This is a genomic window from Fibrobacter sp. UWB11, from assembly GCF_900143015.1.
GTDB lineage: Bacteria > Fibrobacterota > Fibrobacteria > Fibrobacterales > Fibrobacteraceae > Fibrobacter.
This window is the reverse complement of sequence record NZ_FSRT01000003.1, coordinates 359,410-380,547: the sequence shown is the minus strand read 5'-3', so window position 1 is coordinate 380,547 and position 21,138 is coordinate 359,410. Positions and strand designations below refer to the sequence as shown.

Genomic DNA, 21,138 nt, shown 5'->3' with positions numbered 1-21,138 from the left:
ACTATAAACTAATCTAAATCCGGATGCGTCCAAAGTTGCGTGGCCAAGTGCTATGCTTATTGACTAATTGTCTATAAAAAGAATTTTACTGTAAAAAAACGACTTCCGGAGGAAGGAAGTCGTTTTTGGTAGAGAGCTGATTTATGAAACTTGATTAGAACTGTTCGAAGAATTTGTGGACTTCCTGAGGAACCCAGGTATTCTGCCAGTTGCCGTTGTCGTAGGCTGTCCACTGGTGCTGACCGTTCCAGCTGCAGAACTTGACCGGGAAGCGTTCGTCGACTGTTGTGAAGTCGTAGCAGAGGTGGCCGCTGCCGCCGACTTCCTTGGGCTTCTCGGCGCTGGCATCGGTGAAGTTGCCTTCTGCATCGGCCTTGCCGTTGTTTTTGAGAATGCGCTTGAGTGCACTGTCACGAGCGCGGTTGTACTGGCAGGTGCCGTCATTCTTGCCATGGACGGCCATCCAGGCGATAGGCAGGCCCTTGTTCTTCGGCAGGTAGATGTTGTAGTCGGCGGTTGCATAGACTGCGACTGCACGGAGGCGGTCTTGCATATCCTGGGCCATGGAGTTCGTGACCATGGCGCCGAAGCTGAAGCCCGTCATGAACACGCGGCTGGTGTCAATGCAGTAGTTTTCTTCGAGAGTCGTAAGCAACTGGTTGATGAACTTGTGGTCCTTGTCGCTAGATACGCTCCACGGCATGCCGTCGGTATCGCCACGCGGAGAAACGAAGATATAGTTGCCTTCGGTGTCGAGTTTCTGCTGGCCGTAGTACGGAGACGGATGGTCCTGGTCCGCATAGTGGTGGACGAAGTCTTCGGCGTTAGAGCCCATGCAGTGCATGGCGAAGAGCAACTTGTAAGGTTTCTTGTTGTCGTAGTTCTTCGGTAGCGTGATGAAGTATTCGCGGTTGTCGCTACCGACTCTCATTTCGAAGCGGTCGCCGTTTTCGACGCTCTTGGTCTTCTGCAACTTTGATGTCGTGCCGCAGCCCTTACTCGGGGTCGGTTCGTTCTTCAATGCGTAACCGAATTTGAATGTCGGTGCCGGAGGCACGGTCTTCGTGAGCTTCACGTTGAGAGTCGTGTCAAGCGTATTGAGCGCGATGGTGAGCGTGTCGTAGTCTGTTGCGACAAACTGGATGGCTTCGCCCTTCTGAGCGTCCTTCATGAGAGCGCTAGCCGTACCGAAAGAACTGCCGTAGTTGCCTTCGGTCGTGAACTTGAAATTCTGTTTTGCGTTGCCGACGGAGACCTGTGCAAAATAGGTTCCCTTGGCGTTGAGGCCCTTGCTCAAGTCATACGTGCCGGAACCCTGCAACTTCTTTTCGAAAACCTGGTTGCCGAGGGAGTTGTAAATCTTCACCTGGACTGGAGAAGTGCTGCTCTGGGAGTAAGAAAGGATCCCGTTGTTGATATTGACGTATCCGACGGAGTTCTTGTAAGCCGGGTGGATTGCCACCTCTTCTTCGTCTTCGTGGATGGTGAATTTGCCCTGGCTATCAGTTTTTGCAGTCTTGCCTTCTTTAAGCAGGCTGACATCGACATCCTTGATGGCCTGGCCATTATCGTCGGAAACCGTTCCGCTGATGGTGTAAGCAAATGATGTGGAACATAAAGCTGCAGCGCATGCTGCAGTAACGAACGAAAGACGTTTCGTTTTCATCGGACACTCCTTTTAAAAATCCAAAAAATTTGTCTTTGGACCTCTTAACCCAATTCAAATTTATTTTCCGATGAGGTATAATTACAGAATGTAAATATTTTGTTATGGACAATTTGTCAACGCTTCTGGGCGGTTAATTGAGTTTGTAATAAATTTGTAATATTTCCGAGGGGCAAGCGTTGTACTGTTGTCCCCTGGCTCGCACTTCGTTGCTCACCACCCCTTCTAGCGGGCACATCCCGCAACGCCCTGAATTCCATATTCTAATAACTATTGCCTAGTAACTAAATGCTATATATATACCCATGAACCACATTGCAATTTTTATCGACGCGGAAAACCTTACCAATTGGATCAAGCACGACGGCGTGCAGTCCCTCATGGACGAACTTTTGCCGTTGGGGCAGATTGTCGTGCGCAAGGCGTATGGCAAATGGTCTTCGCCGCAGCTGATTCCAATGCAGTCGGCGCTCAACGAGAACGGATTTGAACTTGTGCATACATTCCATCCGGTGAGCGGTAAAAATTCGACGGACATCAAGATGACAGTCGATACCATGGAAGTGGCGCTCGATTCGCAGGTGCAGTGGATTGTTCTTGCAACGGGCGATTCCGATTTTTCGCCCCTGTTCCGCAAACTCCGCGAACAAGGTAAAGAAGTGATTGGTGTGGGCCCCAAGTCCCCGTTGAGCGAGTGCGTCAAGAATTCTTGCTCCAGATACATTTATACTGACGATGCGACTGTCGCCGATGAAGATTCCGGCGATGAAGTGTCCGATGCCAAGGAACGTGCAAATAGGCTTGTCTCCGAAAAGATTGATTCCATGGAAATGCTCCGGAGCGTTTTGCAAAAAGAAGATGGCCCGATTGCACTTGCGGCAATCAAGCCCAAGATGCTCGGGCTCGATAACGCGTTTAACGAAAAGCGCCTCGGTTTCAAGACGTTCAAGGATTTCGTAAAGTCCGCGGACTTTGTGCAAATGACGGATGTGGGCGGCGGCTCTTACACGGTTGCCCTTGCAGAGCAGAAAGTCGCTGTTGAAGAAGATGCGCAGATGATTCTTGCAAAAGCGCTCAAGCGTAAGGGCTGGGATATGTTCCCGCGCAACATGCTCAAAAAGATTTATGCCGAAGCTTGTGACTTGACTTCGTTTGTTCCGATGAACAAGCAGGATTTAGTTCAGGAAATTGTTGCAAAGAATATTGCCGGTACGACAAGCAGCATCATCAACCGCGCTCTGGGAACTTTTTTCAAGGCGAAACTTGTGACCATCAGCGGTGGTGATGACAAGCTTTGGACCGTTGCCGAAACAAACCAGTATTGGAAAGAAATAGACAAGGCCATGCTCGACAGGCTTCGCGTAAGCCTCAAGGAAACCGGTCAGAAGGTTCCCAAGAAAGACATTGTCGCTATTTTGTACGGAAAGTACGCCGAAGGCGAAGCCGAAAAGCTGGTGTAATAAAAATGCCCCGTCGGAGCGGGGCATGACACGTTTTGGTTTGTCACCCCGGCCATGGTGCTCTTTGACCACTTGCGGTTGACGCTTCGCGTCAGCAATTTCGGCTCGATCATAAAATCAAGTATGCTTGATTTTGCGACACTCGCCTTGAATGCTATTCAGCTCTTACGTGGTCATGATCCGCGAATGGGGACGGGGTCGCCTTTTTTAGTCCAGCTTTCCCTGATACAAGTCCAGCAGATTGCGGGCCAAGAGGCTTGTGTACTTGGCGTTCGTAAGCGTGGACTGCGCGCTTTCGAGGCGGTTCTTTTGAGAAAGGTAATCGGTGTACGTGAGGGCGCCTACGTTACGCTGTTCTTCGGCAACCAGTAAGGCTTCGTTTTCTGCTTCGACTTGTAGAATGGCGGCCTTCCACTGCATGTCGGCGCTGAGGGCGTTCAGGTAAAGTTTTTCGATAGTATTTTCGAGGGACTTAGCCTGTTCCTTTAAGGCGACCGCGCTTTCAGTTTCGCTGAGCTGGGCTTGCAGCACCTTGTTTTCTGTAGCTCCGCCATCGATAATCGGGATGTTGATGTTCAACGAAATGCTATGCGAATAGCCGTTCTTGATTTGGGTACCGTATTTTTGGGATTCCCATGCTTGGAGGCCTGTGCTTGCGCTTGCTCCGAGCGAGACTTTGATAGACTTGCCCTTGCCTGCAATTTCAGTATTCTTCTGTGCAACCTGGATAGAAAGACTGTCGGATTTCAGGCTAGGGGAATTATCCGTTGCGGTTTTTTGAAGTTCGTCGAGCGAGGGAATTGGCGTAAGTGCATCCGGTGTCTGGATTTCTGTTTCCGGAGCAGTAACCTCGAATGTTTCGCTTTCGGGAAGTTCCAAAAGCTGGCGAAGTGTAGTCTTCGAAGTGTTGACGCTCAATTGTGCCGCGAGTTGAGCTGCTTCTTTCTGCAGAACGTTTGCCTGCGACTGGGTCAAGTCTTTCTTGGTGATGGAACCGGCTTCGAACAGTGTGTTGTAGTGCTCGAATTCAGCCTTGGCAAGTTCAACAGAAGCATCTGCGGTGTGCAGTTTTTCGATGGCGGCGAGCAAGTTCATGTATGCGTTCAGGACGCTTTCTTGCACGGAACGTTCGGTTTCTTTTGTCGAAAAGCGCGTGGCTTCTTTGTTCAGTTCGTTGGCCTTGATGGAAAGGCGCGTAGAACCGCCATCCCACAACGTGTAAGAAGCATTTATGCCTGCGCTGAGACGGTAATGGTCTTGCGGACCATCTCTGAACGGGGAATCGTAAAGGGAGTTGCCGATGCTGGCCGAAAGGGTGGGGTAGTTCCCGACTTTAGCCTGCTCGAGGCTTACATCTGCCTTTTGTTCACGGATTTTTGCAGATTCTAGCTTTAAGCTTTTTTCTTTTGCCTGCTTGAGACATGCGCTTAAAGTCCATGAACCATCAGCGAAAACAAGAGATGCTGACGCAAAAATACCGAGAACGATTGCTTTTTTGTAATTCATACCTTTTAGATGCCCCAGCTGTATATTTTGGTTGCGTGTTTTTTAAGATAGAAATTTTGTACAAACACAAAAAGGCTTCCGTGTGGAAGCCTTTTCGAATGGACGGTACTGGATTTGAACCAGTGACCTCTGCCGTGTGAAAGCAGCGCTCTAAACCAACTGAGCTAACCGTCCGAAGTGAGAGCAAATATAGAAAAGGATTTATTTGCTGTCAAGGGTTATAAGTACTTGTCTTCGGCGGCGCGGAGGATGGTAAGGAACTCTGCCGGAGTTTTCGAGGCGATGAGGTCCTTGCGCACGTTTCCGTCTGCCAACAGGCGGCTCACGGAAGAAAGCGCCTTGAGGTGAGGGCCGACGGTGTTTCCCGGACTCACGATGAGGATGAGCAGGAATACCGGTTCGCCATCAAAAGACTGGAAATCCAGACCCTTTTCGATGGTGGCGGCGACCATGCACATGCGGTCCACGTAGTCAATCTTTGCATGCGGAACGGCAAGTCCGCAACCGATGCCGGTGGAGCGGCTTTGTTCGCGTGTCCAGATTGCTTCGAAAATCTCGTCACGATGATCGAGTTTGTATGCGCTGCAGAGAGTGTCAACCAATTCGTTAAGAATGGCTTCCTTTGTTTCACTGGAAGAATTTATCAAGATGCAATTATCTACAAATCTTTCAGATAGACGCATGGTGTAATTTTTTCCTTTTTATGAACCTATCAAACAACTATTTTAGAAAATAAAATGCTGTTTGGAGAGGGGTATATTTAAAATATGTTTAAAAAAGAAGATAATTCTATCTGTGAAGTGGTCGTTTCGAGCCTGTCGATGGCTTTTCTCATGAGTGCAACATCAATTTGACCTGGGGCGGCTGCTTTCCCGATGGAGCCGTAAGTGAGGTTTGCGCCCTCTTTCAGGGACCAGATTCGACTGATTTTTCCGGTTTCGCCCATGCCGAATGCGGCGATGAATTTAAACCCTTTTGCCTTTTTTGCAAACTTGTAGAGTCTGGTGCAGTCGTCGTCGGAGTTGCTCATGGCCGCAATTTTGATGCCGTCTGCCTTGACCCGTTTGACATCGGTGAGGTAGTTCTTGAGTTCGAGGTCGTTCGGGATTCGGGTAAAGTTATGCTCGGAAACGAGAATCTTTACGCCTTTGGGGGCGGCGATATCGCGGAGTTCGTCAAAGTCATGGAGGCAGTCGCGTTCGAGGTCTAGCCATTCCGGAACGTCTGCGGCTTCGAGAATCTTTTTCCACAAGGCAGGGCGTTCTGTGGCGCGTGCATTGGGGAATGTTCCGCCATCTCGCTTGAGTCGTATGGTGCCCAATTGTATCGTATTCGGTGCGATTTTGTGGACGCGAGATGCTAATGATGGCCAGTCGGATTCATCAAAAAAGTCGTAGCGGATTTCGAGGATGTCGCAGCTTTCGTAGTCAATGCGTGCCGGGTGGAGCTCTTCGCTTTCAGCGGCGGTAAGCGTTTCGGGGTCAACTAGCCCGACGAGGTATTTCTGAGAATCTGTTGGCATGGTTTTAAATATAGCAATCGACTAACGACTATTGACGAACGATAATATATTGAATTTTCTAAATTATACTCGAACAAAAGGATTATTTATGGCTGATTGTAACGAGAATAAAGAAAAACAGACCCCGGACATGCTCAGAAAGGCTGAAGAATACCTCGCCTCCAAGCGCAGAATTTTCTTGTGGGGTGGTGTCGATGATGAAAGTGCCGAACGCATTGTGAAGCAGCTCCTGTATTTGGATTCCCTGAATCACGAAGACATTATTTTCTTCATCAACAGCCCGGGTGGCGTGATTTCCTCCGGTCTTGCCATTTACGACTGCATGAACGCAATCCAGAGCGATGTCGTGACGGTTTGCTGTGGACAGGCTGCCTCGATGGGTGCCGTGCTCCTCACTGCCGGTGCAAAGGGCAAGCGCTGTGCATGGCCGAACGCTCGTATCATGATTCACCAGCCGCTTATTCATGGTGAAATTGTTGCCCCTGCAAGTGATATTCAAATCCAGGCCGAAGAAATGCTTCGCATCCGTGGCATCACGGGCAAGATTCTTGCTGAAACGTCTGGCCACACAATTGAACAGATTGACCGCGACACCGAACGCGATAACTTCATGTCTGCCGAAGAAGCCAAGTCTTACGGTCTCGTGGATAAAGTCGAGAGCATCATCTAATGGGTTTATTTTCTGCAATTAAGAGCGGGCTTGCTAAGACCCGCGACGCCTTGCTTGGCGAATTGAAGGGTATTGTCGGCGCCGGAAAAATTACGGACGAGACACTCGAAGAACTTGAAGAACATCTCATCAAGGCTGATGTTGGTGTCGAGGCTGCATTCCTTTTGACGGATGCACTTCGCGAAAACGCTTTGGGCAAGTCTCTTACGACAGAGCAGGTGCTCGACATCATGCGTAACGAAGCGGAACGCTTGCTCAAGGATCCTCCTCCGTTTGAACTCAAGGGCAAACCGCATGTGGTGCTCGTGATAGGCGTGAACGGTGCAGGCAAGACAACGACTATCGGTAAACTTGCTGCCCGCCTCAAGAACGAAGGCAAGAAGGTCATGATTGCCGCTTGCGATACGTTCCGTGCAGCTGCAATTGACCAGCTTGAAACATGGGCCGAACGTTCCGGTGCCGAATTCGTGAAGCATCAGGAAGGTTCTGACCCGGCTGCGGTTGCGTTTGATGCTTGCAGTGCCGCTGTTGCGCGCGGCTGCGATGTGGTGCTGATTGATACTGCCGGACGCTTGCACAATAAAGACTACTTGATGGAAGAACTCAAGAAGATTGTGCGTGTCATCAAGAAGGTGAGTCCGGACATGCCGCACGACATGTGGCTTGTGATTGACGGTAACACTGGACAGAACACCATTAACCAGACGAAGATCTTCAACCAGAGTTTCCCACTCACCGGTCTTGTCGTGACCAAGCTCGATGGAACCGCGCGTGGTGGCTCCGTGCTTTCGATTGCTAGTTCTTTGCAAATCCCGATCCGCTGGGTCGGCATGGGCGAACGCATCGACCAGCTTGTGGAATTCAATAAGCGCGACTACGTTGACGGTCTTTTCGAAAACGCTCTGGAAAATAGGGAGTAGTCTCTTGAGGCGTTTGTTTCTTTTCGGTGTAGTGGCGCTAGCTCTTTGTGCCTGTACGGATTCTGCTCCGAAAGCGGATAAACGCCTTGTTTCCGCGTATGTCGAAATGCGTGTTGCCGAACAGCTTTATGGTGGCGAATCCCCCATGGGGCGCCTTGTCCGCCGTGAGGTCTTGAAAAAGTACGGCTACACCCGCGAAGATTTTATCAAGGCTTGTGATAAAGTTCTCGATGACGAAAAACGATGGATGTCGTTCCAGTTGGCAGTCTCGGACCGGATTGATTCTTTGCTTGGAATCCCGAAAGTTGTACCTGTGCAAAAAAAGGATAAGAAGTGATGAAAGCGAGTGTATGGATTGCTGTATTTTGCCTTGCTCTTTCCGCGTTTGCGGCGCCTCCTCCCAAGCCTAAGCTTGTGCATTGGATGGACTACACCGAAGCATTGGAAAAAGCGAAGAATTCCAAGAAACTGATTTTTGTAGATCTTTATGCGGACTGGTGTGTGCCGTGCCGAATTATGGATGCAAATACATATTCGGATCCGACGGTCGCATCGCTTTTGAATACAAGATTCATTTCTACAAAACTTGATGTGGATTCGCAAGACACGATTGTCTGTGATGGCAAGCGAAAGACTGTACAGCGTTGCTATTTTGACGTGTGGAACTTGACCGTGCTGCCTGCGTTTGTCTTGATTGCTCCGAAGGGGCTCTCGATTATGACAATCAAGGATTCCTTTACTGCCGAAGAAATGAAGTATTTGCTTTACCAGATTCTTGAAAAAGAGAAGGAGTGGATTTCGAAATGAGTGAAGACATTCTCTTTTATGCACAAATTGCTTTCTGGATTTTATTGTTCCTGATTGTACATTGCTATTTGCTGTTTCCGATGACGCTCCCGTTTGTGAGTGAAATTTTCAAGCGCAAAAAGAAGTCGATGGATGGTTGTGCCGAACTTCCATCGGTGTCGATTTTGATTTCTGCCTATAACGAAGAAGCCGTGATTGAACGCAAGATTCGCAATATTCTTGAGATTGATTATCCCAAGGAAAAATTGGAAGTCTTGATTGGCGATGACGGTTCTGCAGATAAGACCGCAGAGATTGTGGCGCGATATGCCGACCAGGGAATTACTTTGGTAAAGGCTCCGAAGAACGCAGGCAAGGCTGCAATGCTGAACCGCTTGCAGAAAATTGCAAAGAACGATATCTTGCTGTTCTGCGATGCAAATACGATGTTTTTCCCGAATGTTGTGCGTAAGCTTGTCGATCCGTTCAAGGACAAGAAAATCGGATGCGCTTGCGGCCACCTGATTCTTTCGGACAAGAGCGGAAGCGTACTCGGTAAAGGCGAAAGTTCTTATTGGGACTTGGAAAGTGAAATCAAGAAGTTCGAAGGCGTGCTGGACCGCTTGATTGGAGGCAACGGCGCTCTTTATGCAATTCGCAAGAATCTTTATACTGAACTTCCGGTCAAGAAGAGCGTCATGGACGACTTCTTTGTAACGACGAAAATTTTGCAAAAGGGATTCTATTGCACGTTTGTTGCAAGTGCAATTGGTACGGAACAGACTTCGAAAGAATCGAGCGGTGAATACAGACGTAAAGTTCGTATTGGTCGCGCTAATTTTAATTACTTGTTCTCTTACTTGCCGCTTTTGAATCCGTTCCGTCCGCTGCTTGCTTACCTGTTCTTTTCGCATAAGATTGTACGCTGGTTCTCTCCGCACATCTTGATTCTTTTGTATGTCGCAAACGCATTGCTTTTGACGAAGGGCTTGTTCTACCAGATTTCGTTTGGCTGCATGACGCTTGCCTTGATTGTTGCGGTGACGAGAATCCTCCCGAGCGCTTACTACTTCTTGCTCATGAACCTTGCTATGCTTAAGGGATTCTTCCTTGCATTCAAGCGTGAACGCAGTGGCGGCTGGGCCCGTGAAGCTCGCAGCGACGAGTAATTTATAGGGGTTAGGTTTTAGGTCTTTGCTTTGTCATTCCCGCCACCGAGCGGGAATCTCCATCCGAAGTAGTTCTCGCACTGTCATTCCCCACTTGATGGGGAATCTCCTTCTCGTAGCGCAAAAGAATTTATATATTAGCGTATAGGCATATGAAAAAGTTTTTGACTGCTATTATATTCGCGCTTGCGTTTGTCGCTACTCCGGCGAGCGCTTTCACGTTGGATGCGCAGGGCGGTTTCTGCAATCGCGTGAGCCACATGGGATATTTCAACATGAGCTTCTATGGCCATCTGTGGTATCCGATTGACCAGATGGTTTTTGCTGGTGTTGGCATTGGCTATCAAGAATTAGATAATGTCGGCCTTATGCCGTTGTCCGGAAGTCTTTGGGTTCGCTTACCGATTGGCCGAACTGTGCTGCCTATTGCAACAGGTGATTTTGGTTATCTGTTCGGCAAGGACGATCAAATGTTTTGGCGTGCAGGTGGCGGACTCGACATTAAGAATGGTGACAACTCGTCCATTATTTTTTCGACAGGCTATCAATTCTTGAATCACTCCGGTGAAGGCTACTGGTATTTGCAAGCCGGCATTCTCATAGAGATGTAAAATTTGGCTTATCGCTCCAAGTGGCTCTTTTTAATGCAAAAAGAAAATCTTGCGGGCGGGGCCCCAGCTCGGAGTTGCGAAGGCCGCACGGGCCCCTCCCTGCACCCTCCCCATCCTTGGCCGACGCTTTTATTTTCTCAAATAATAATTTATTCTTAGAAAGGTAAATCTACATCATCATCGTTGCCATTTTTGTAACCATATTTCTTGTTGATGTAATCAGAGTGTTTTTGTTTGATGTCTTGCGAAGCGTATGCGTATGGAATAAGCTTTCGATATAGGGCTTCGATTTGCGCAATTGAAAGTCTGCTTTGTTCTCTTGCGATTCTTTCTGTTAGTTTTGATTGTAAATAATTTCGTTTTGTAATAATTCTTGATTGTGTGTTAGGGGGAATATCTTTTAATTCACATCGTTCACTAAAAACTATTATGGAACAGTAGGAATAATGATTTCCTAATATGCGTTTAAGAGCGTTAATGTGACCGTTGTTTTGAAAGATTGGATTGTAGAATTGTTTTTTTGTTCTGTTATTAAGTATTTTGCACCATTGGTTACTGTTTTCGTCTCCGTATATTTGTCCAGAAATATTTTTGCTTTCGAAAACATATATCCCTGTTTCGTGAATCCATACAAGGTCTATTTCGCAATGAGTCCCTATATTGATATTTCTTAAAATTTTGTAATTATAACTATGGCAACTCGACCATCTAACAATTTCTTTGAATGTTAGAAATTCACCATAATCTCCTAAATCAGATTTGTCTGGGCATATGTTGAATCTGTCATTGAAATTAAAGGAACTGCTGTTTACGATAGATTCATAGTATTCTTGATTTTCCTGAGCATAGCTTTTTACTCTGTCTGAGATGGTAGAAGTGTTTTTATTTAAAGAATTGTCAGAACTTGAAGATTTCAAAGACTTAATTACTACTACAACAACAAGTACTATTGCAACCTTTATTAACAAAGCTATTAGAGAAGATATCATATTTAGCCTTTAAATATTTGGACTTGAAATCAATTATAATCTAATCAAAATTTTTAATGATTGCGTTTTTATAAAAATCATTTGTTGAAAAAACAAAAAAATGCCCGCTTGCGGCGGGCATTGCAAAATCAGAAATTGACTGGATCCTATCGGTCGCGAAGCTCCCTCCAGGATGACGGTAGAGTAACTTCCTACTTCCTACTGTCTACTGCGGCGAAGCCGTTACCCTTTCGCGATCATTTCCATGAGTTCGCGGTCGAGGCGTTCGGGATTGTTGTACTGCGGTAAATTGTTGTGCAGCGATTCGCCTTTAGAGACGAGACCGAAGTCCAAGTTCTTGTAGTTCCAGTAGCTGTAACCCACGTCGGCATCGCGAAGAATGTCAAGGAAGTCGCGCATCCAGGCAAGTTGATACTTGCGAGGAACTTGTACGTAAACGCCGAATTCATTGCAGCTTACGGGCAAGTCGTACTTGGCGCGGAAATCAAGGGCGTTCTGGATGCTAGCCTGCAACTGAGCCTTGTCCCATCTGCCGTATTCCACGTGGAGTCGCGTTCTTCCGTCTGTTTCCGGTGCGGCGTAGTCGCCTGGCCACGGGCGTTCAATATTGAAGAACGGGTCGTCAATCCAGGCTGCGCCTTGGTGTGTGAACGTCACCGGCGTGTAGGTGTGGAAACTGTAGATGGCGTTGTCGTCATCGAGCGGTGTCAAGAATTCAAATTCCCTTGCGCTGTTCCATTTGTTGGCGCCTACGACAATCGTGTTCTTCGGAGCGTGCTTGCGGATTTCCCAGAAGATTTCGTCTTTGACTTTGTCCCAAACCTTGGAATCGCTTGCGGCCGGTTCATTCAAAAGTTCCATCATCACGCGCGGCATGGAACTGTAGCGTTCTGCCATGTATGCCCAAATCTTGCGCGTGTCCTTGCGGGCGTTCGCATCGGCAAAGAAAGCTTGTTCGTGATTGCTGGCGAGGTGGAAGTCGTGACCCGGGCACTTGTGCAAATCGAGAATCACATCGAGGTCGGCATCCTGGATGTCCTTGAGAGCCTTGTCCAAGAGCGCAAAGATTTCTTCGTCCGGCTTGAGTTCGTCTCCTTTAAATAAATTAAAGTAGTCCACCGGCAAGCGTACGTGGTTGAACCCCGCATCGTGGATGCGCTTGAAATCGCTTGTTCCTAGGAACGTCTTGATGTGTCCGACCACTCCCGGAAAACCGACAGGGTCCTTTTCTTCGATGCAGTCAACTTGACTGAACCATCCGCCCAAATTCACTCCGCGCAATCTTTCTTTATTCATGCGTGTATCCCATACTTTGGCTGCCGGAGCAGCCGGTGAATGAATAGGTTATTCGTTTACGATGTTCAAATCTTCGTCGGCGATGTTTAGGTCCATGATGACTTCCATATCGTCGGGAAGATTATAAAAATCTACAACAAGGCCCACCTTCTTGTCTTCGTCCTTTTGTTTGTCGAACTGGACAATGTCGTAAATCTTCATTTTGACGACGGCTTCCTGCGTTACAGGAATTTCAATAGTCATGCCCTTGCTGATGGGACCTTCTACAATCTTGCCCTTGAAAACGAGACTAGTCTGGTCTTCGCCGAGCGAGGTTTTCTTCACGTGAAATACAGCCATTATTCTTTAGCCATTAACTTTTGAATTAATCGAATTGTTTTTGACGTGGCATACAATTTAGCCACACACAAAAATTTAACTTTTTTACATGACTCTCTGTGTTGGTCGAATCCCTTTTTTAGTCTGTGCGCCGTTTTTCTTTAATTCTGTCGGTCGCGAAAACGAATTTCCCGAGGTGGCCTTTGTCGATGGTCCGCCGAGCGCTCACTGTGCGGGCCTTAAAGATGGCTCTATTCATCTTTCTCCGGCCTCTTCCATTACCTTTGCTCAAAAACCGGGCGCCTTTGTGCTGTCACCTTCGCTTTGTACGTCCTGTTCCTTTGAGGTGCGGTCGGTCAAGCTTTTTTCGCGTTATCCCATTGAGCAACTTTCGGGTAAGCGTATCCGCATGACTTCGCAGAGCAAAACGTCTGTTACGTTATTGAGGATACTTCTTGAAAATAGGTATGGGTTGCGGCCTGAATACGTATCGGGATTTGCAGCAGAAGCGACAGATGATGCATGCCTTTTGATAGGCGACTTGGCGCTTGAAGAAAATGAACGCCATCGTTTTGCGTACAGCTATGATTTGGGTGCTCTTTGGCAAGAGTGGCAAGGGCTCCCCTTTGTCTTTGGCGCATGGCTGATTTCGAAGGATGCTCTGCAGCCGCGTTTGAAACCGGTGTTGGTCGATTACATGGCTCGGCTTGAAACGGGTATTCGGGAGTTCCGGAAAAATCCATCGCAGGCGTTGGACTTGTGGCTTGAAAAATATCCGGTAAATTTACCTCGTCCCCTTATCGAAGACTATTTTAGCGTCTTGGACTACCATTTTACGGATGAACGCAAGCTGTCGTTAGCTCTTTTTTTCAAATTAGCGTCTCAAATGGGGCTTGTTGAATCGAATCCGCCGATAGAGTACCTCGAGTAATTTTATTTTGTAGTCCGGAATGAGTGTTAGGATGGTAAGGAGACAAAATGGTAGAGGAAAAGATTCTTATCGTCGATGATGACGATGCTGAGTTGAAAAGAGACTCGGACGTTCTCAAAGGAGTAGGTTACGAAGTTATCGGTTGTAAATCCGGTGCCGAGGCTTTGGAATATTTGCTCAATAATCCTGTAGAGCTAGTGTTGCTCGACGTCAATATGCCTGAAATGAATGGCTATGATGTTTGCTTGAATATCCGTAAGCATTTCCCGTTGGACGATTTGCCCGTTATATTCCTCACAAATCAGGAAAATGAAGAAAGTGTAACGCAGGGTTTCCAATCGGGTGCATCGGACTTTGTATGTAAGTCTGCCGCGCCAGATATTTTGCTTGCTCGAATTGGTGTGCATTTGCGCTTGGCTCGTTCGTTACGCAACCTGCGCGAAATCTCCTTGACGGATGACTTGACTGGCGCGTACAACCGCCGTCATGCGATTTGTTCTCTCCGTGAGTTGTTTGCTCGTAGCAAACGTTACGGAACGAATTTCTCGATAGTTTATTTTGACTTGAATGGACTGAAAAAGATTAACGACCAGCATGGACATTTGGCTGGCGATTTGCTTCTCCGTTCTGTAGTGACTTCGTGCAACAAGTTGCTCCGTGAATCGGATATGCTGTTCCGCATGGGCGGTGACGAATTCTTAGTCATTTGCCCGGATACAGATGTGAAGGGTGCTTTTGTCTGTGCCGAAAGAATGCAGGAATCTGTAAAGTCGCTTACGATTGTGGACCAGACGGTTGCCTTTGCGTATGGCATTGCAAGTTCTGCTGAAGACTATAAGGACATGGACGAAATGCTTCGCAGTGCGGATGCATCCATGTACGAGTGCAAACGCAAGATGCGTGCGGAACGTAGTTAGGATTGTGTCATCCTGAAGCCGAAGGCGATAGGATCCATTATTTCTTGGAATTAAAAGAGAAGCCGCGGAATTTTCCGCGGCTTTTTCGCAATTGTTATACCGGACTGTTACGCAATCGCAGCCTTGACTGCATCCAACAGCTTCTGCATCCTTGCTTCGATGGTTGCCCAGTTGCCTGCTTTCATCAGTTCTGCATTGAAGATGCTTCCGCCGAACGAAAGAAGATTCGCGCTAGCCTTCAAGTAGCTTGCGGCGTTCTCGGCATTCACTCCGCCGCATGCCATTAAAGGAATGTCGCGGAACGGGCCGCGCAATGCCTTGATGTATTCCGGACCGCCAACGCAATTCACAGGGAAAATCTTGATAGCGGTTGCACCGAGATCGTAAGCCTTCTGTACTTCGGTCGGGGTGAGTGCGCCCGGGATAATCGGAATGCCTGCGGTGTTCGAAAGTCGAATAACTTCGTGACGCGTGTTCGGTGTGACGATGAATTCGGCACCTGCAGAAATTGCTTTTTCCACATCGCTTCCGTGACGTACTGTGCCTGCACCCACCTTAATGCCAAGAGGCTTGGCGTAGGATTTAAGCTTTGCGATAATTTCAGTTGCGGCAGCGGTGTTCATCGTTACTTCAATTGCCTTGAGTCCGCATTTGGCAGACGCGTTCACGCACGCTTCTTCGGCGCCTTGAGGAATGTCGCGGAGAATGCCCACGACCGGCATCGGCTGTAAAAATTCAAGAAAATTCATGACTTTAAAATAGCTTCTGAATAGGGAATGTGACAAGAAAAAATGAAAAAAAGCCGACTGGCGAGTCGGCTTCTATACGAAATATGTAAAAGGCTTATCGAACTTTAAACGCTTTTGTCGAGAGGGCCTTGTTGTTTTGCATGACTCTTGCAACTAGTGTTCCGCGGTGCGGGATATTTGCGAGGTTTACTTCTGCGCGAGTGCCATCGAAGGATTTCTCCAACAGCTGGTTTCCGAGCATGTCGAAGATCTTCAAGGTCTTTGTTCCTTGCGCGGTCGCTAAGACAAAGAGACTGTTGTCGCTCAACAGCATGCGGGCTTTGCTGACTTTAGCAACGTTCACGAAGCCAACGCGGTCGCTGGTGGTTTTGCCCGGGCCGTAGCCCCACAGGAGTTTTCCCTTGTCGCGAATGACGATGTAAGGATCTTTCGGGGCATCTTGGATATCGCCGTAGTCCTTTTCCCAGTCGGGGGCACCGTCGTATGCGGGAGCATCCTTGGTCTCGGCGTGGCTTGCGAAGCTCCAACCGTCGGTAATCTTGGTTTTGGCGGGCTGGGCTAGTGTTTCGCATTTTCCTCCAGATTTCATTCCCGAAGAAGTTGTAACGTCTAATCTGATTTTATTGCCGATGTTAATAGATCCTACAGGAATTGCTTGCGCCCATGTGTATGTTTTCTTGTCCTTGTTTTCCGTTCCTTCCACTTTTTGTGGGCCGTTTTCTTTAAAATAATTGCGGAATTCGCTGCTCTTGGTTGCGCACATTTGTGAGAATCCTGCAATATCATATAGTGTGCATATATCGATATCGAACATAAGGCCGCAAGATTCTATATCGTCTTCGGTTGCATCGAAGTATATATACGCGGTAATGCTATCCAGTTTTTCAAGGGATTCGTTGACAATGCGGATGCTGAAGTTGTCGGCCTCTTTCCATGTGTAATGGTATGCTGTTGCGTATGCTCCTTCTAAAGCTGGAGTCGCTTCAGTTTTGCAGTTGTCGCATTTCTTTTCATAATAGTCGTCACCGCCATTGCTAAGGATGGTAAGAGCTGACAAAAGAACGGTAGAGGCGTCAAGGCAAGTTTCTGAGAAGAAATAGTATTCCCAGCTCATTCCGTTGGGCTCCCAGGTATTTTTTTCAGTGGGGGTGGGGCCTCCGAAAAGTGCTCCGACCGGGCAATTGTATTTGTAGCTGATGCCCGGGGTGTTTCTTCCTTCGGGGTTTGATGCCCTGTGGTGGGGGTGGGCGTCGTTTTTGTCGCCAATGCCATATACAAAGGAAATATCCCAGGGGTTCATGCCGAGCATGTAATTCAGCTGGTTGATGCCGAGTTGCTTCATTTCGTTAGCTTTTAAATCGGTCTGAGCCATCTTGGGGAATGTGATGCCTTGCTTTTCGATATCGGCTGCTACATCGGAGTATGCCAGCACTTCGAAAACATTGCCCATTTGATAGCGGTTGAAATTCCAAAGCTGGTCCGTCATCATGTTGTACCAAATGGGATCGTATGAGACCTTGTTTTGCTTGAAGCTGATATCTCCAGCAGGGAGTGTTACTGAACCACCATTATTATTGCCTATATCGCCTAGGTTTGCAATCATGTTCGCAAGGCAATCTTCGATAGCGGCGAGTCGTTCGTCTTCGGTAAGTCCGTATTCGGTTGTGGCCTTGGTCTTGTCAGCAAGAATAAATTTGTACAAAGCGTATAGGGCGTAAGTGTATGAATTGGCCCAGCTAGTGTTCTTCGTGTTTTTCAGGAAAGCCTTGTTGTCTGTGACGAACCATCCACCTTCAAAGAAACCTGCTCCGTTGCCATATTGCTGGCCGGGCACAAGACTCTTGGTGCGGAACATGTCATCGGCATATTGTTTTTTGCTGGTGGCGTACAGGAGCGCTACCGAGGCGAGTGCCATGTCGTCATAGAATTCGTTATTGCCGATGTAGGCGAGAGAGCCCCAGTCTGTGGCTTTCTTGTTGTTCTTGAACTTTTTGTCGCCGTCGTAGCTCGATTTGCCTTGAGCAAGAGCCTTAGCAAAGTCGTACATCTTTTCGGCAACTGTCAAGCAACTGTCCGCAAATTTCTTGTCGTATTTTGCGTAATCCTTGCTCAAGATGGCAAGGCCTGCCGCGATTTCGCCTGCGATGTTGGATCCGAGTTCTCCAAGGCGGACCGTTCTAGAGGCTGGACCGCCTCGGTCTGTTGCTATAGAAGAGTTGTCGGTGGGTAAATAATCTTGGGCTTCCGGGCGCGTCCATAAAGCGTGGTCGCTGCCAAAATTGCCAACGGAAACGGGCATGTCATCGATAACGCCCTTGGCAAAATTGTAAGCTTTCAAGAAAAAGTCTGCACCATGCTTTGCTTCGCGTAATACGTCGGGCACTTTATCGGTGTTTACAAAATCAGCTTGGTTGTAAGCGTAATGGTCAACATCCTTTGATGGGTTAGTGGCTGACATTACGGCCAAGGCCATAAAGGCAAATGCCTGTGTTTGCGATTCCTTGAGGTAATCGCCGCAGTCATACCAACCGCCTGCAAGAGACCCTGCACGCGATTCGTCGAATGTCCCGCCGGCTTCATCTGCGTTTGTCACGATGGCGCCACCGCCGTCTTTCATGTGGCTCGGGCCATGGAACCAAGACTCAGAATTGCCGCTACGCTGGATGCCGAAGAATTTGAGGCTTGCATCTTTGGCCATGGAATAAACATTGTCGCTTACAATGAACGTGCTTGAAATTTCATTGCCGACTTTGATTCTGAGTCGCTTGTTGGTAGGGACTGTTTGCGGAATTTTTCCGATAAAGATTTTGCCAGAAGGTCCTGTGAGTTCCACCTTGTAGCGTTGTTGGTCGGGGGTGGTTGCGCTTGTGCCCGCGACAATTGTCCAGTTGCTTTCTGTTTCGGCTTCGCTTTTGGTGAATGTCCCAGTCACCCTTTTGCTGAGCGATTTACCGTAGGCATCGACGACTTCGAATTCCTCGGCGGAGGAACCGACAAAGTAGAACTGTCGTTCGTTGTCGCTTTCAAGGTAACCTGCCTGGTTCACGCGGATAGGCGAAATCTTGGTGTTGATGGCATCGAAATAGGCCTGGTCCAATGTGTCGGGTATGAGCTCGCCGGCTTTGAAACTCTCGGGAGTTGTTGCTTTGGGGAGCATTCCGGTTTTCTTGGTGACTGTAGTATCGAATTTTTCGAATACCTTCGCATCCCAGCTTAACGGCCATGTGGGCCTAATCAAGTCGTATGGGGATGTTGCTGCAAAAGCGGCAGAAACGGAAATGGCTCCCAATGTTGTAAAGGATGCTAGTAACCTAGCTTTTTTGTTGTGAATCATATTTCCTCCTTGTCACAATAACTTAATAATACAAAAATTCCCGCTTTCGCGGGAATTGTGTATGGCATTGCAGCCAAAGTATTTGTTAGTCTGTTGTTATTCGAATCTCAATGCTTCAATCGGGTCAAGCCTGCTTGCCTTGCGTGCCGGGTACCATCCGAAGAATACGCCTGTTGCAAAGCACACGCCAAAGCTTACGACAACGCTAGTCATGGAAACGCTCATGGGCCAGTTCATGGCGAGCTTTACAGTTTCTGAAGCGGCAATGCCGAGTGCAATTCCGATAGCTCCGCCCAACAGACTGATGATGACAGATTCGAACAAAAACTGTAAAAGAATGTCGCGACCGCGTGCGCCGATAGCCATGCGGAGTCCGATTTCCTTGGTACGTTCGGTGACAGATACGTACATGATGTTCATGATACCAATACCGCCAACAAACAAACTAATTCCCGCAATGGCGGTGAGCACGAGCGAAAGCATATCGGAGGTGCTTGTGACCATTTGGATCATTTCTTCTTGTGTAAATACTCGGAACGGATCAGTCGGTTTTGTCCAGTTGCGGCGTTCTTTCAAGATGTTCATGATTTCTTCGGTTGCCTTTTGGGCATAGCCTTCGCCTATAGAATTTGCATATATCTGACGGATGTTCGTTGTTGCAGAAAAACGCCTCATTACAGTCTGGTATGGAGTGAATATCACGTCGTCCTGGTCTTGCCCGAAATCACCGGAGCCTTTTGCTTTGAGCGTTCCGATGACTTTTAGCGGGATGCTCTTATAGCGAATCGTTTTTCCGATGGGGTTTTCATCTGCAAAGAGGTTCTTCACTACGGTCTGTCCGATGACGCAGACTTTTGCCATGCGGTCTGCTTCGTCGTCAAACATCACGCCGTCTTCTATTTCGTAGTTGCGGATTTTGAGGTAGTCTGCAGAAACGCCAGAAAGTGTGGTGGGAGAGTTGTTGTTCCCGACAATGGCTTGCCCGCCAATGGTAACCATGGGAGAAACGCCGTTGATGTAGGTCGCGTTTTCACGGATGGCGATGACATCTTCTTCTTCAAGCGATTCGGAAGATTCGGTCTGCACGCCGCCTCGACGGCTTTGGTTCGGCATGATAGTGATAGCGTTTGTGCCCATCGCGGTCATCTGTTCCTTGATGGATTTTTTGGAGCCTTCGCCCATGGCGACCATGGTGATGACGGCTGCAACACCGATGACGATACCGAGTACAGAAAGAAATGTGCGCATGCGATTGCGGAACAATGCGCGGAGTGCGATCTTAGCTAATGTAAACGGATTCATTCCACTTCTCCTTCATCATCGTCTTCAAAAGTTTCTGGTGGTGGCAGTGCTTCGAATGCGGCTTTGGCGTCTTGCACTTTTTCATTGATGACATCTTTTTTCAGTAAACCATCGCGAAGTGTGATAGTTCTGCCGCTGAACGTCGCTATGTCCGGTTCGTGTGTGACGAAGGCAATGGTCTTGCCCTGCCGGTGTAGCTCCTGGAATATCATCATGATTTCGTAACTGGTGCGTGTGTCGAGATTGCCGGTCGCTTCGTCGGCCAAGATAATCACCGGGTCGTTTACGAGCGCGCGAGCAATGGCGACGCGTTGCTGCTGGCCGCCTGAGAGCTGGTTTGGCAAGTGATTCATGCGGCTTTCGAGCCCGACCATCTTGAGAGCTTCGATGGCGCGGTGGTGACGTTCCTCGGCAGAAACTTTCGAGTTATATAATAGTGGAAGTTCCACATTCTCGATAGCGGTCGTACGGCTGAGCAAGTTGTAGCTTTGGAAAACGAACCCGAGCTTCTGGCTGCGGATGCGGGCGAGCGCATCTCGTTTTAAAGTTTCTGTATGTTGACCATCTAATATATAGTGGCCGGAAGTCGGTCGATCCATGCACCCTAGAATGTTCAGCATGGTGGACTTGCCGGAGCCGGATGTGCCCATGATCGTTACAAATTCGCCGGGGAATATGTCGAAGCTCACACCGCGTAAGGCGTGTACTATTTCATCGCCCATCTTAAAGTCGCGACGTAAGTTTTGAACGGAAAGTATTGGTTGTACGGTTTGCATAAGGACCTTTTTCTTGTCTCTTTGGATGCCTTAACCCCTTGATTGGGTTGCTTTTACACGGAAAGAAAGCGTAATTTGGTTGATTTGGTAGGCTATCCACTCTAAATACACCAAAAAATTACATGAATATTATGTTTCAATGTATAAACAATAAAATTTTTTTTATTTTATATTCCGAATTGGACCACGCTCGGTGGTTGGTTCTGTGTCCTTGGA

Annotated in this window: 20 protein-coding genes and 1 tRNA gene; 9 read left to right on the top strand and 12 right to left on the bottom strand. The window is 48.0% G+C overall.

What is annotated here, in order from left to right:
* Positions 1–154: 154 nt before the first annotated feature.
* Positions 155–1,666: a T9SS type A sorting domain-containing protein gene (locus BUQ91_RS13745; protein ID WP_074209679.1), complete on the bottom strand. Its 1,512-nt coding sequence runs from the start codon at positions 1,664–1,666 to the stop codon at positions 155–157.
* Positions 1,667–1,971: 305 nt separating this feature from the next.
* On the opposite strand from BUQ91_RS13745, the gene BUQ91_RS13740 reads away from it, so the two are divergent.
* Complete coding sequence (locus tag BUQ91_RS13740) at positions 1,972–3,126, top strand: NYN domain-containing protein (protein ID WP_072830761.1); 1,155 nt, start codon at positions 1,972–1,974, stop codon at positions 3,124–3,126.
* A 207-nt stretch (positions 3,127–3,333) separates the two neighbouring features.
* Here the strand turns inward: BUQ91_RS13740 and BUQ91_RS13735 are convergent, their stop codons facing one another.
* The 4 genes from BUQ91_RS13735 to BUQ91_RS13720 all read right to left on the bottom strand — a co-directional run bounded on the left by BUQ91_RS13735 (position 3,334) and on the right by BUQ91_RS13720 (position 6,154).
* A complete protein-coding gene (locus BUQ91_RS13735) occupies positions 3,334–4,632 on the bottom strand; it encodes a TolC family protein (protein ID WP_074209678.1) in 1,299 nt (432 codons plus the stop codon).
* Between the two features lie 99 nt (positions 4,633–4,731).
* Positions 4,732–4,806: transfer RNA gene (locus BUQ91_RS13730), tRNA-Val, on the bottom strand.
* 44 nt (positions 4,807–4,850) lie between these two features.
* Positions 4,851–5,315, bottom strand: a complete 465-nt coding sequence (locus BUQ91_RS13725; RefSeq protein ID WP_072830757.1) for a PTS sugar transporter subunit IIA — start codon at positions 5,313–5,315, stop codon at positions 4,851–4,853.
* A gap of 77 nt (positions 5,316–5,392) precedes the next feature.
* On the bottom strand, positions 5,393–6,154 hold the full coding sequence (locus BUQ91_RS13720; protein WP_072830755.1) for a type I 3-dehydroquinate dehydratase: 762 nt from the start codon (positions 6,152–6,154) through the stop codon (positions 5,393–5,395).
* An 88-nt stretch (positions 6,155–6,242) separates the two neighbouring features.
* On the opposite strand from BUQ91_RS13720, the gene BUQ91_RS13715 reads away from it, so the two are divergent.
* From BUQ91_RS13715 to BUQ91_RS13690, 6 genes are all read left to right on the top strand, one after another.
* Positions 6,243–6,824 (top strand): ATP-dependent Clp protease proteolytic subunit, encoded by a 582-nt coding sequence (locus BUQ91_RS13715; protein ID WP_072830753.1) that lies wholly within the window; start codon positions 6,243–6,245, stop codon positions 6,822–6,824.
* Positions 6,824–7,744, top strand: a complete 921-nt coding sequence (gene ftsY / locus BUQ91_RS13710; RefSeq protein WP_072830751.1) for a signal recognition particle-docking protein FtsY — start codon at positions 6,824–6,826, stop codon at positions 7,742–7,744. Before BUQ91_RS13715 ends, ftsY begins: the two co-directional genes overlap by 1 nt.
* 13 nt (positions 7,745–7,757) lie before the next feature.
* Positions 7,758–8,081 (top strand): hypothetical protein, encoded by a 324-nt coding sequence (locus tag BUQ91_RS13705; RefSeq protein ID WP_254794501.1) that lies wholly within the window; start codon positions 7,758–7,760, stop codon positions 8,079–8,081.
* Positions 8,081–8,551, top strand: a complete 471-nt coding sequence (locus BUQ91_RS13700) for a thioredoxin family protein (RefSeq protein WP_254842370.1) — start codon at positions 8,081–8,083, stop codon at positions 8,549–8,551. Before BUQ91_RS13705 ends, BUQ91_RS13700 begins: the two co-directional genes overlap by 1 nt.
* Entirely contained in the window at positions 8,548–9,699 is a 1,152-nt protein-coding gene (locus BUQ91_RS13695; RefSeq protein ID WP_072830745.1) for a glycosyltransferase family 2 protein, read from the top strand. The genes BUQ91_RS13700 and BUQ91_RS13695 overlap by 4 nt, the downstream gene beginning before the upstream one ends.
* A gap of 152 nt (positions 9,700–9,851) precedes the next feature.
* Entirely contained in the window at positions 9,852–10,310 is a 459-nt protein-coding gene (locus BUQ91_RS13690; protein WP_074209676.1) for a hypothetical protein, read from the top strand.
* Positions 10,311–10,465: 155 nt separating this feature from the next.
* On the opposite strand, the gene BUQ91_RS13685 is transcribed toward BUQ91_RS13690, so the two are convergent.
* The 3 genes from BUQ91_RS13685 to BUQ91_RS13675 all read right to left on the bottom strand — a co-directional run bounded on the left by BUQ91_RS13685 (position 10,466) and on the right by BUQ91_RS13675 (position 12,934).
* Positions 10,466–11,299 carry a nuclease-related domain-containing protein gene (locus BUQ91_RS13685; RefSeq protein ID WP_074209675.1) on the bottom strand — a complete coding sequence of 278 codons (834 nt, stop codon included), beginning with the start codon at positions 11,297–11,299 and terminating at the stop codon, positions 10,466–10,468.
* A 222-nt stretch (positions 11,300–11,521) separates the two neighbouring features.
* Entirely contained in the window at positions 11,522–12,595 is a 1,074-nt protein-coding gene (locus BUQ91_RS13680; RefSeq protein ID WP_074209674.1) for a glycoside hydrolase family 5 protein, read from the bottom strand.
* A gap of 48 nt (positions 12,596–12,643) precedes the next feature.
* Positions 12,644–12,934 carry a hypothetical protein gene (locus BUQ91_RS13675; RefSeq protein WP_072830736.1) on the bottom strand — a complete coding sequence of 97 codons (291 nt, stop codon included), beginning with the start codon at positions 12,932–12,934 and terminating at the stop codon, positions 12,644–12,646.
* Between the two features lie 88 nt (positions 12,935–13,022).
* Here BUQ91_RS13675 and BUQ91_RS13670 point away from each other — a divergent pair, with 88 nt between their 5' ends.
* Both BUQ91_RS13670 and BUQ91_RS13665 read left to right on the top strand, forming a co-directional pair.
* Positions 13,023–13,844, top strand: coding sequence for a menaquinone biosynthetic enzyme MqnA/MqnD family protein (locus BUQ91_RS13670; RefSeq protein WP_074209673.1), 822 nt, complete (start codon positions 13,023–13,025; stop codon positions 13,842–13,844).
* A gap of 47 nt (positions 13,845–13,891) precedes the next feature.
* Positions 13,892–14,761: a GGDEF domain-containing response regulator gene (locus tag BUQ91_RS13665; RefSeq protein ID WP_074209672.1), complete on the top strand. Its 870-nt coding sequence runs from the start codon at positions 13,892–13,894 to the stop codon at positions 14,759–14,761.
* A gap of 107 nt (positions 14,762–14,868) precedes the next feature.
* Here BUQ91_RS13665 and BUQ91_RS13660 read toward each other — a convergent pair whose 3' ends face one another.
* The 4 genes from BUQ91_RS13660 to BUQ91_RS13645 all read right to left on the bottom strand — a co-directional run bounded on the left by BUQ91_RS13660 (position 14,869) and on the right by BUQ91_RS13645 (position 20,922).
* On the bottom strand, positions 14,869–15,510 hold the full coding sequence (locus BUQ91_RS13660) for a bifunctional 4-hydroxy-2-oxoglutarate aldolase/2-dehydro-3-deoxy-phosphogluconate aldolase (protein WP_074209671.1): 642 nt from the start codon (positions 15,508–15,510) through the stop codon (positions 14,869–14,871).
* A gap of 94 nt (positions 15,511–15,604) precedes the next feature.
* The gene (locus tag BUQ91_RS13655) at positions 15,605–18,844 is read right to left on the bottom strand and encodes a glycoside hydrolase family 9 protein (RefSeq protein ID WP_074209670.1); all 3,240 of its coding nucleotides are present in this window, start codon (positions 18,842–18,844) and stop codon (positions 15,605–15,607) included.
* Between the two features lie 96 nt (positions 18,845–18,940).
* Entirely contained in the window at positions 18,941–20,146 is a 1,206-nt protein-coding gene (locus BUQ91_RS13650; protein ID WP_072830726.1) for an ABC transporter permease, read from the bottom strand.
* Positions 20,143–20,922 (bottom strand): ABC transporter ATP-binding protein, encoded by a 780-nt coding sequence (locus tag BUQ91_RS13645; RefSeq protein WP_074209669.1) that lies wholly within the window; start codon positions 20,920–20,922, stop codon positions 20,143–20,145. The genes BUQ91_RS13650 and BUQ91_RS13645 overlap by 4 nt, the downstream gene beginning before the upstream one ends.
* Positions 20,923–21,138 lie beyond the last annotated feature (216 nt).

Excerpts from the sequence above, each read along its gene's own strand:
- BUQ91_RS13745 (WP_074209679.1), bottom strand. The coding sequence starts at position 1,666 with ATGAAAACGAAACGTCTTTCGTTCGTTACTGCAGCATGCGCTGCAGCT.
- BUQ91_RS13740 (WP_072830761.1), top strand. The coding sequence starts at position 1,972 with ATGAACCACATTGCAATTTTTATCGACGCGGAAAACCTTACCAATTGG.
- BUQ91_RS13735 (WP_074209678.1), bottom strand. The coding sequence starts at position 4,632 with ATGAATTACAAAAAAGCAATCGTTCTCGGTATTTTTGCGTCAGCATCT.
- BUQ91_RS13725 (WP_072830757.1), bottom strand. The coding sequence starts at position 5,315 with ATGCGTCTATCTGAAAGATTTGTAGATAATTGCATCTTGATAAATTCT.
- BUQ91_RS13720 (WP_072830755.1), bottom strand. The coding sequence starts at position 6,154 with ATGCCAACAGATTCTCAGAAATACCTCGTCGGGCTAGTTGACCCCGAA.
- BUQ91_RS13715 (WP_072830753.1), top strand. The coding sequence starts at position 6,243 with ATGGCTGATTGTAACGAGAATAAAGAAAAACAGACCCCGGACATGCTC.
- ftsY (WP_072830751.1), top strand. The coding sequence starts at position 6,824 with ATGGGTTTATTTTCTGCAATTAAGAGCGGGCTTGCTAAGACCCGCGAC.
- BUQ91_RS13700 (WP_254842370.1), top strand. The coding sequence starts at position 8,081 with ATGAAAGCGAGTGTATGGATTGCTGTATTTTGCCTTGCTCTTTCCGCG.
- BUQ91_RS13695 (WP_072830745.1), top strand. The coding sequence starts at position 8,548 with ATGAGTGAAGACATTCTCTTTTATGCACAAATTGCTTTCTGGATTTTA.
- BUQ91_RS13690 (WP_074209676.1), top strand. The coding sequence starts at position 9,852 with ATGAAAAAGTTTTTGACTGCTATTATATTCGCGCTTGCGTTTGTCGCT.
- BUQ91_RS13685 (WP_074209675.1), bottom strand. The coding sequence starts at position 11,299 with ATGATATCTTCTCTAATAGCTTTGTTAATAAAGGTTGCAATAGTACTT.
- BUQ91_RS13680 (WP_074209674.1), bottom strand. The coding sequence starts at position 12,595 with ATGAATAAAGAAAGATTGCGCGGAGTGAATTTGGGCGGATGGTTCAGT.
- BUQ91_RS13675 (WP_072830736.1), bottom strand. The coding sequence starts at position 12,934 with ATGGCTGTATTTCACGTGAAGAAAACCTCGCTCGGCGAAGACCAGACT.
- BUQ91_RS13670 (WP_074209673.1), top strand. The coding sequence starts at position 13,023 with ATGACTCTCTGTGTTGGTCGAATCCCTTTTTTAGTCTGTGCGCCGTTT.
- BUQ91_RS13665 (WP_074209672.1), top strand. The coding sequence starts at position 13,892 with ATGGTAGAGGAAAAGATTCTTATCGTCGATGATGACGATGCTGAGTTG.
- BUQ91_RS13660 (WP_074209671.1), bottom strand. The coding sequence starts at position 15,510 with ATGAATTTTCTTGAATTTTTACAGCCGATGCCGGTCGTGGGCATTCTC.
- BUQ91_RS13655 (WP_074209670.1), bottom strand. The coding sequence starts at position 18,844 with ATGATTCACAACAAAAAAGCTAGGTTACTAGCATCCTTTACAACATTG.
- BUQ91_RS13650 (WP_072830726.1), bottom strand. The coding sequence starts at position 20,146 with ATGAATCCGTTTACATTAGCTAAGATCGCACTCCGCGCATTGTTCCGC.
- BUQ91_RS13645 (WP_074209669.1), bottom strand. The coding sequence starts at position 20,922 with ATGCAAACCGTACAACCAATACTTTCCGTTCAAAACTTACGTCGCGAC.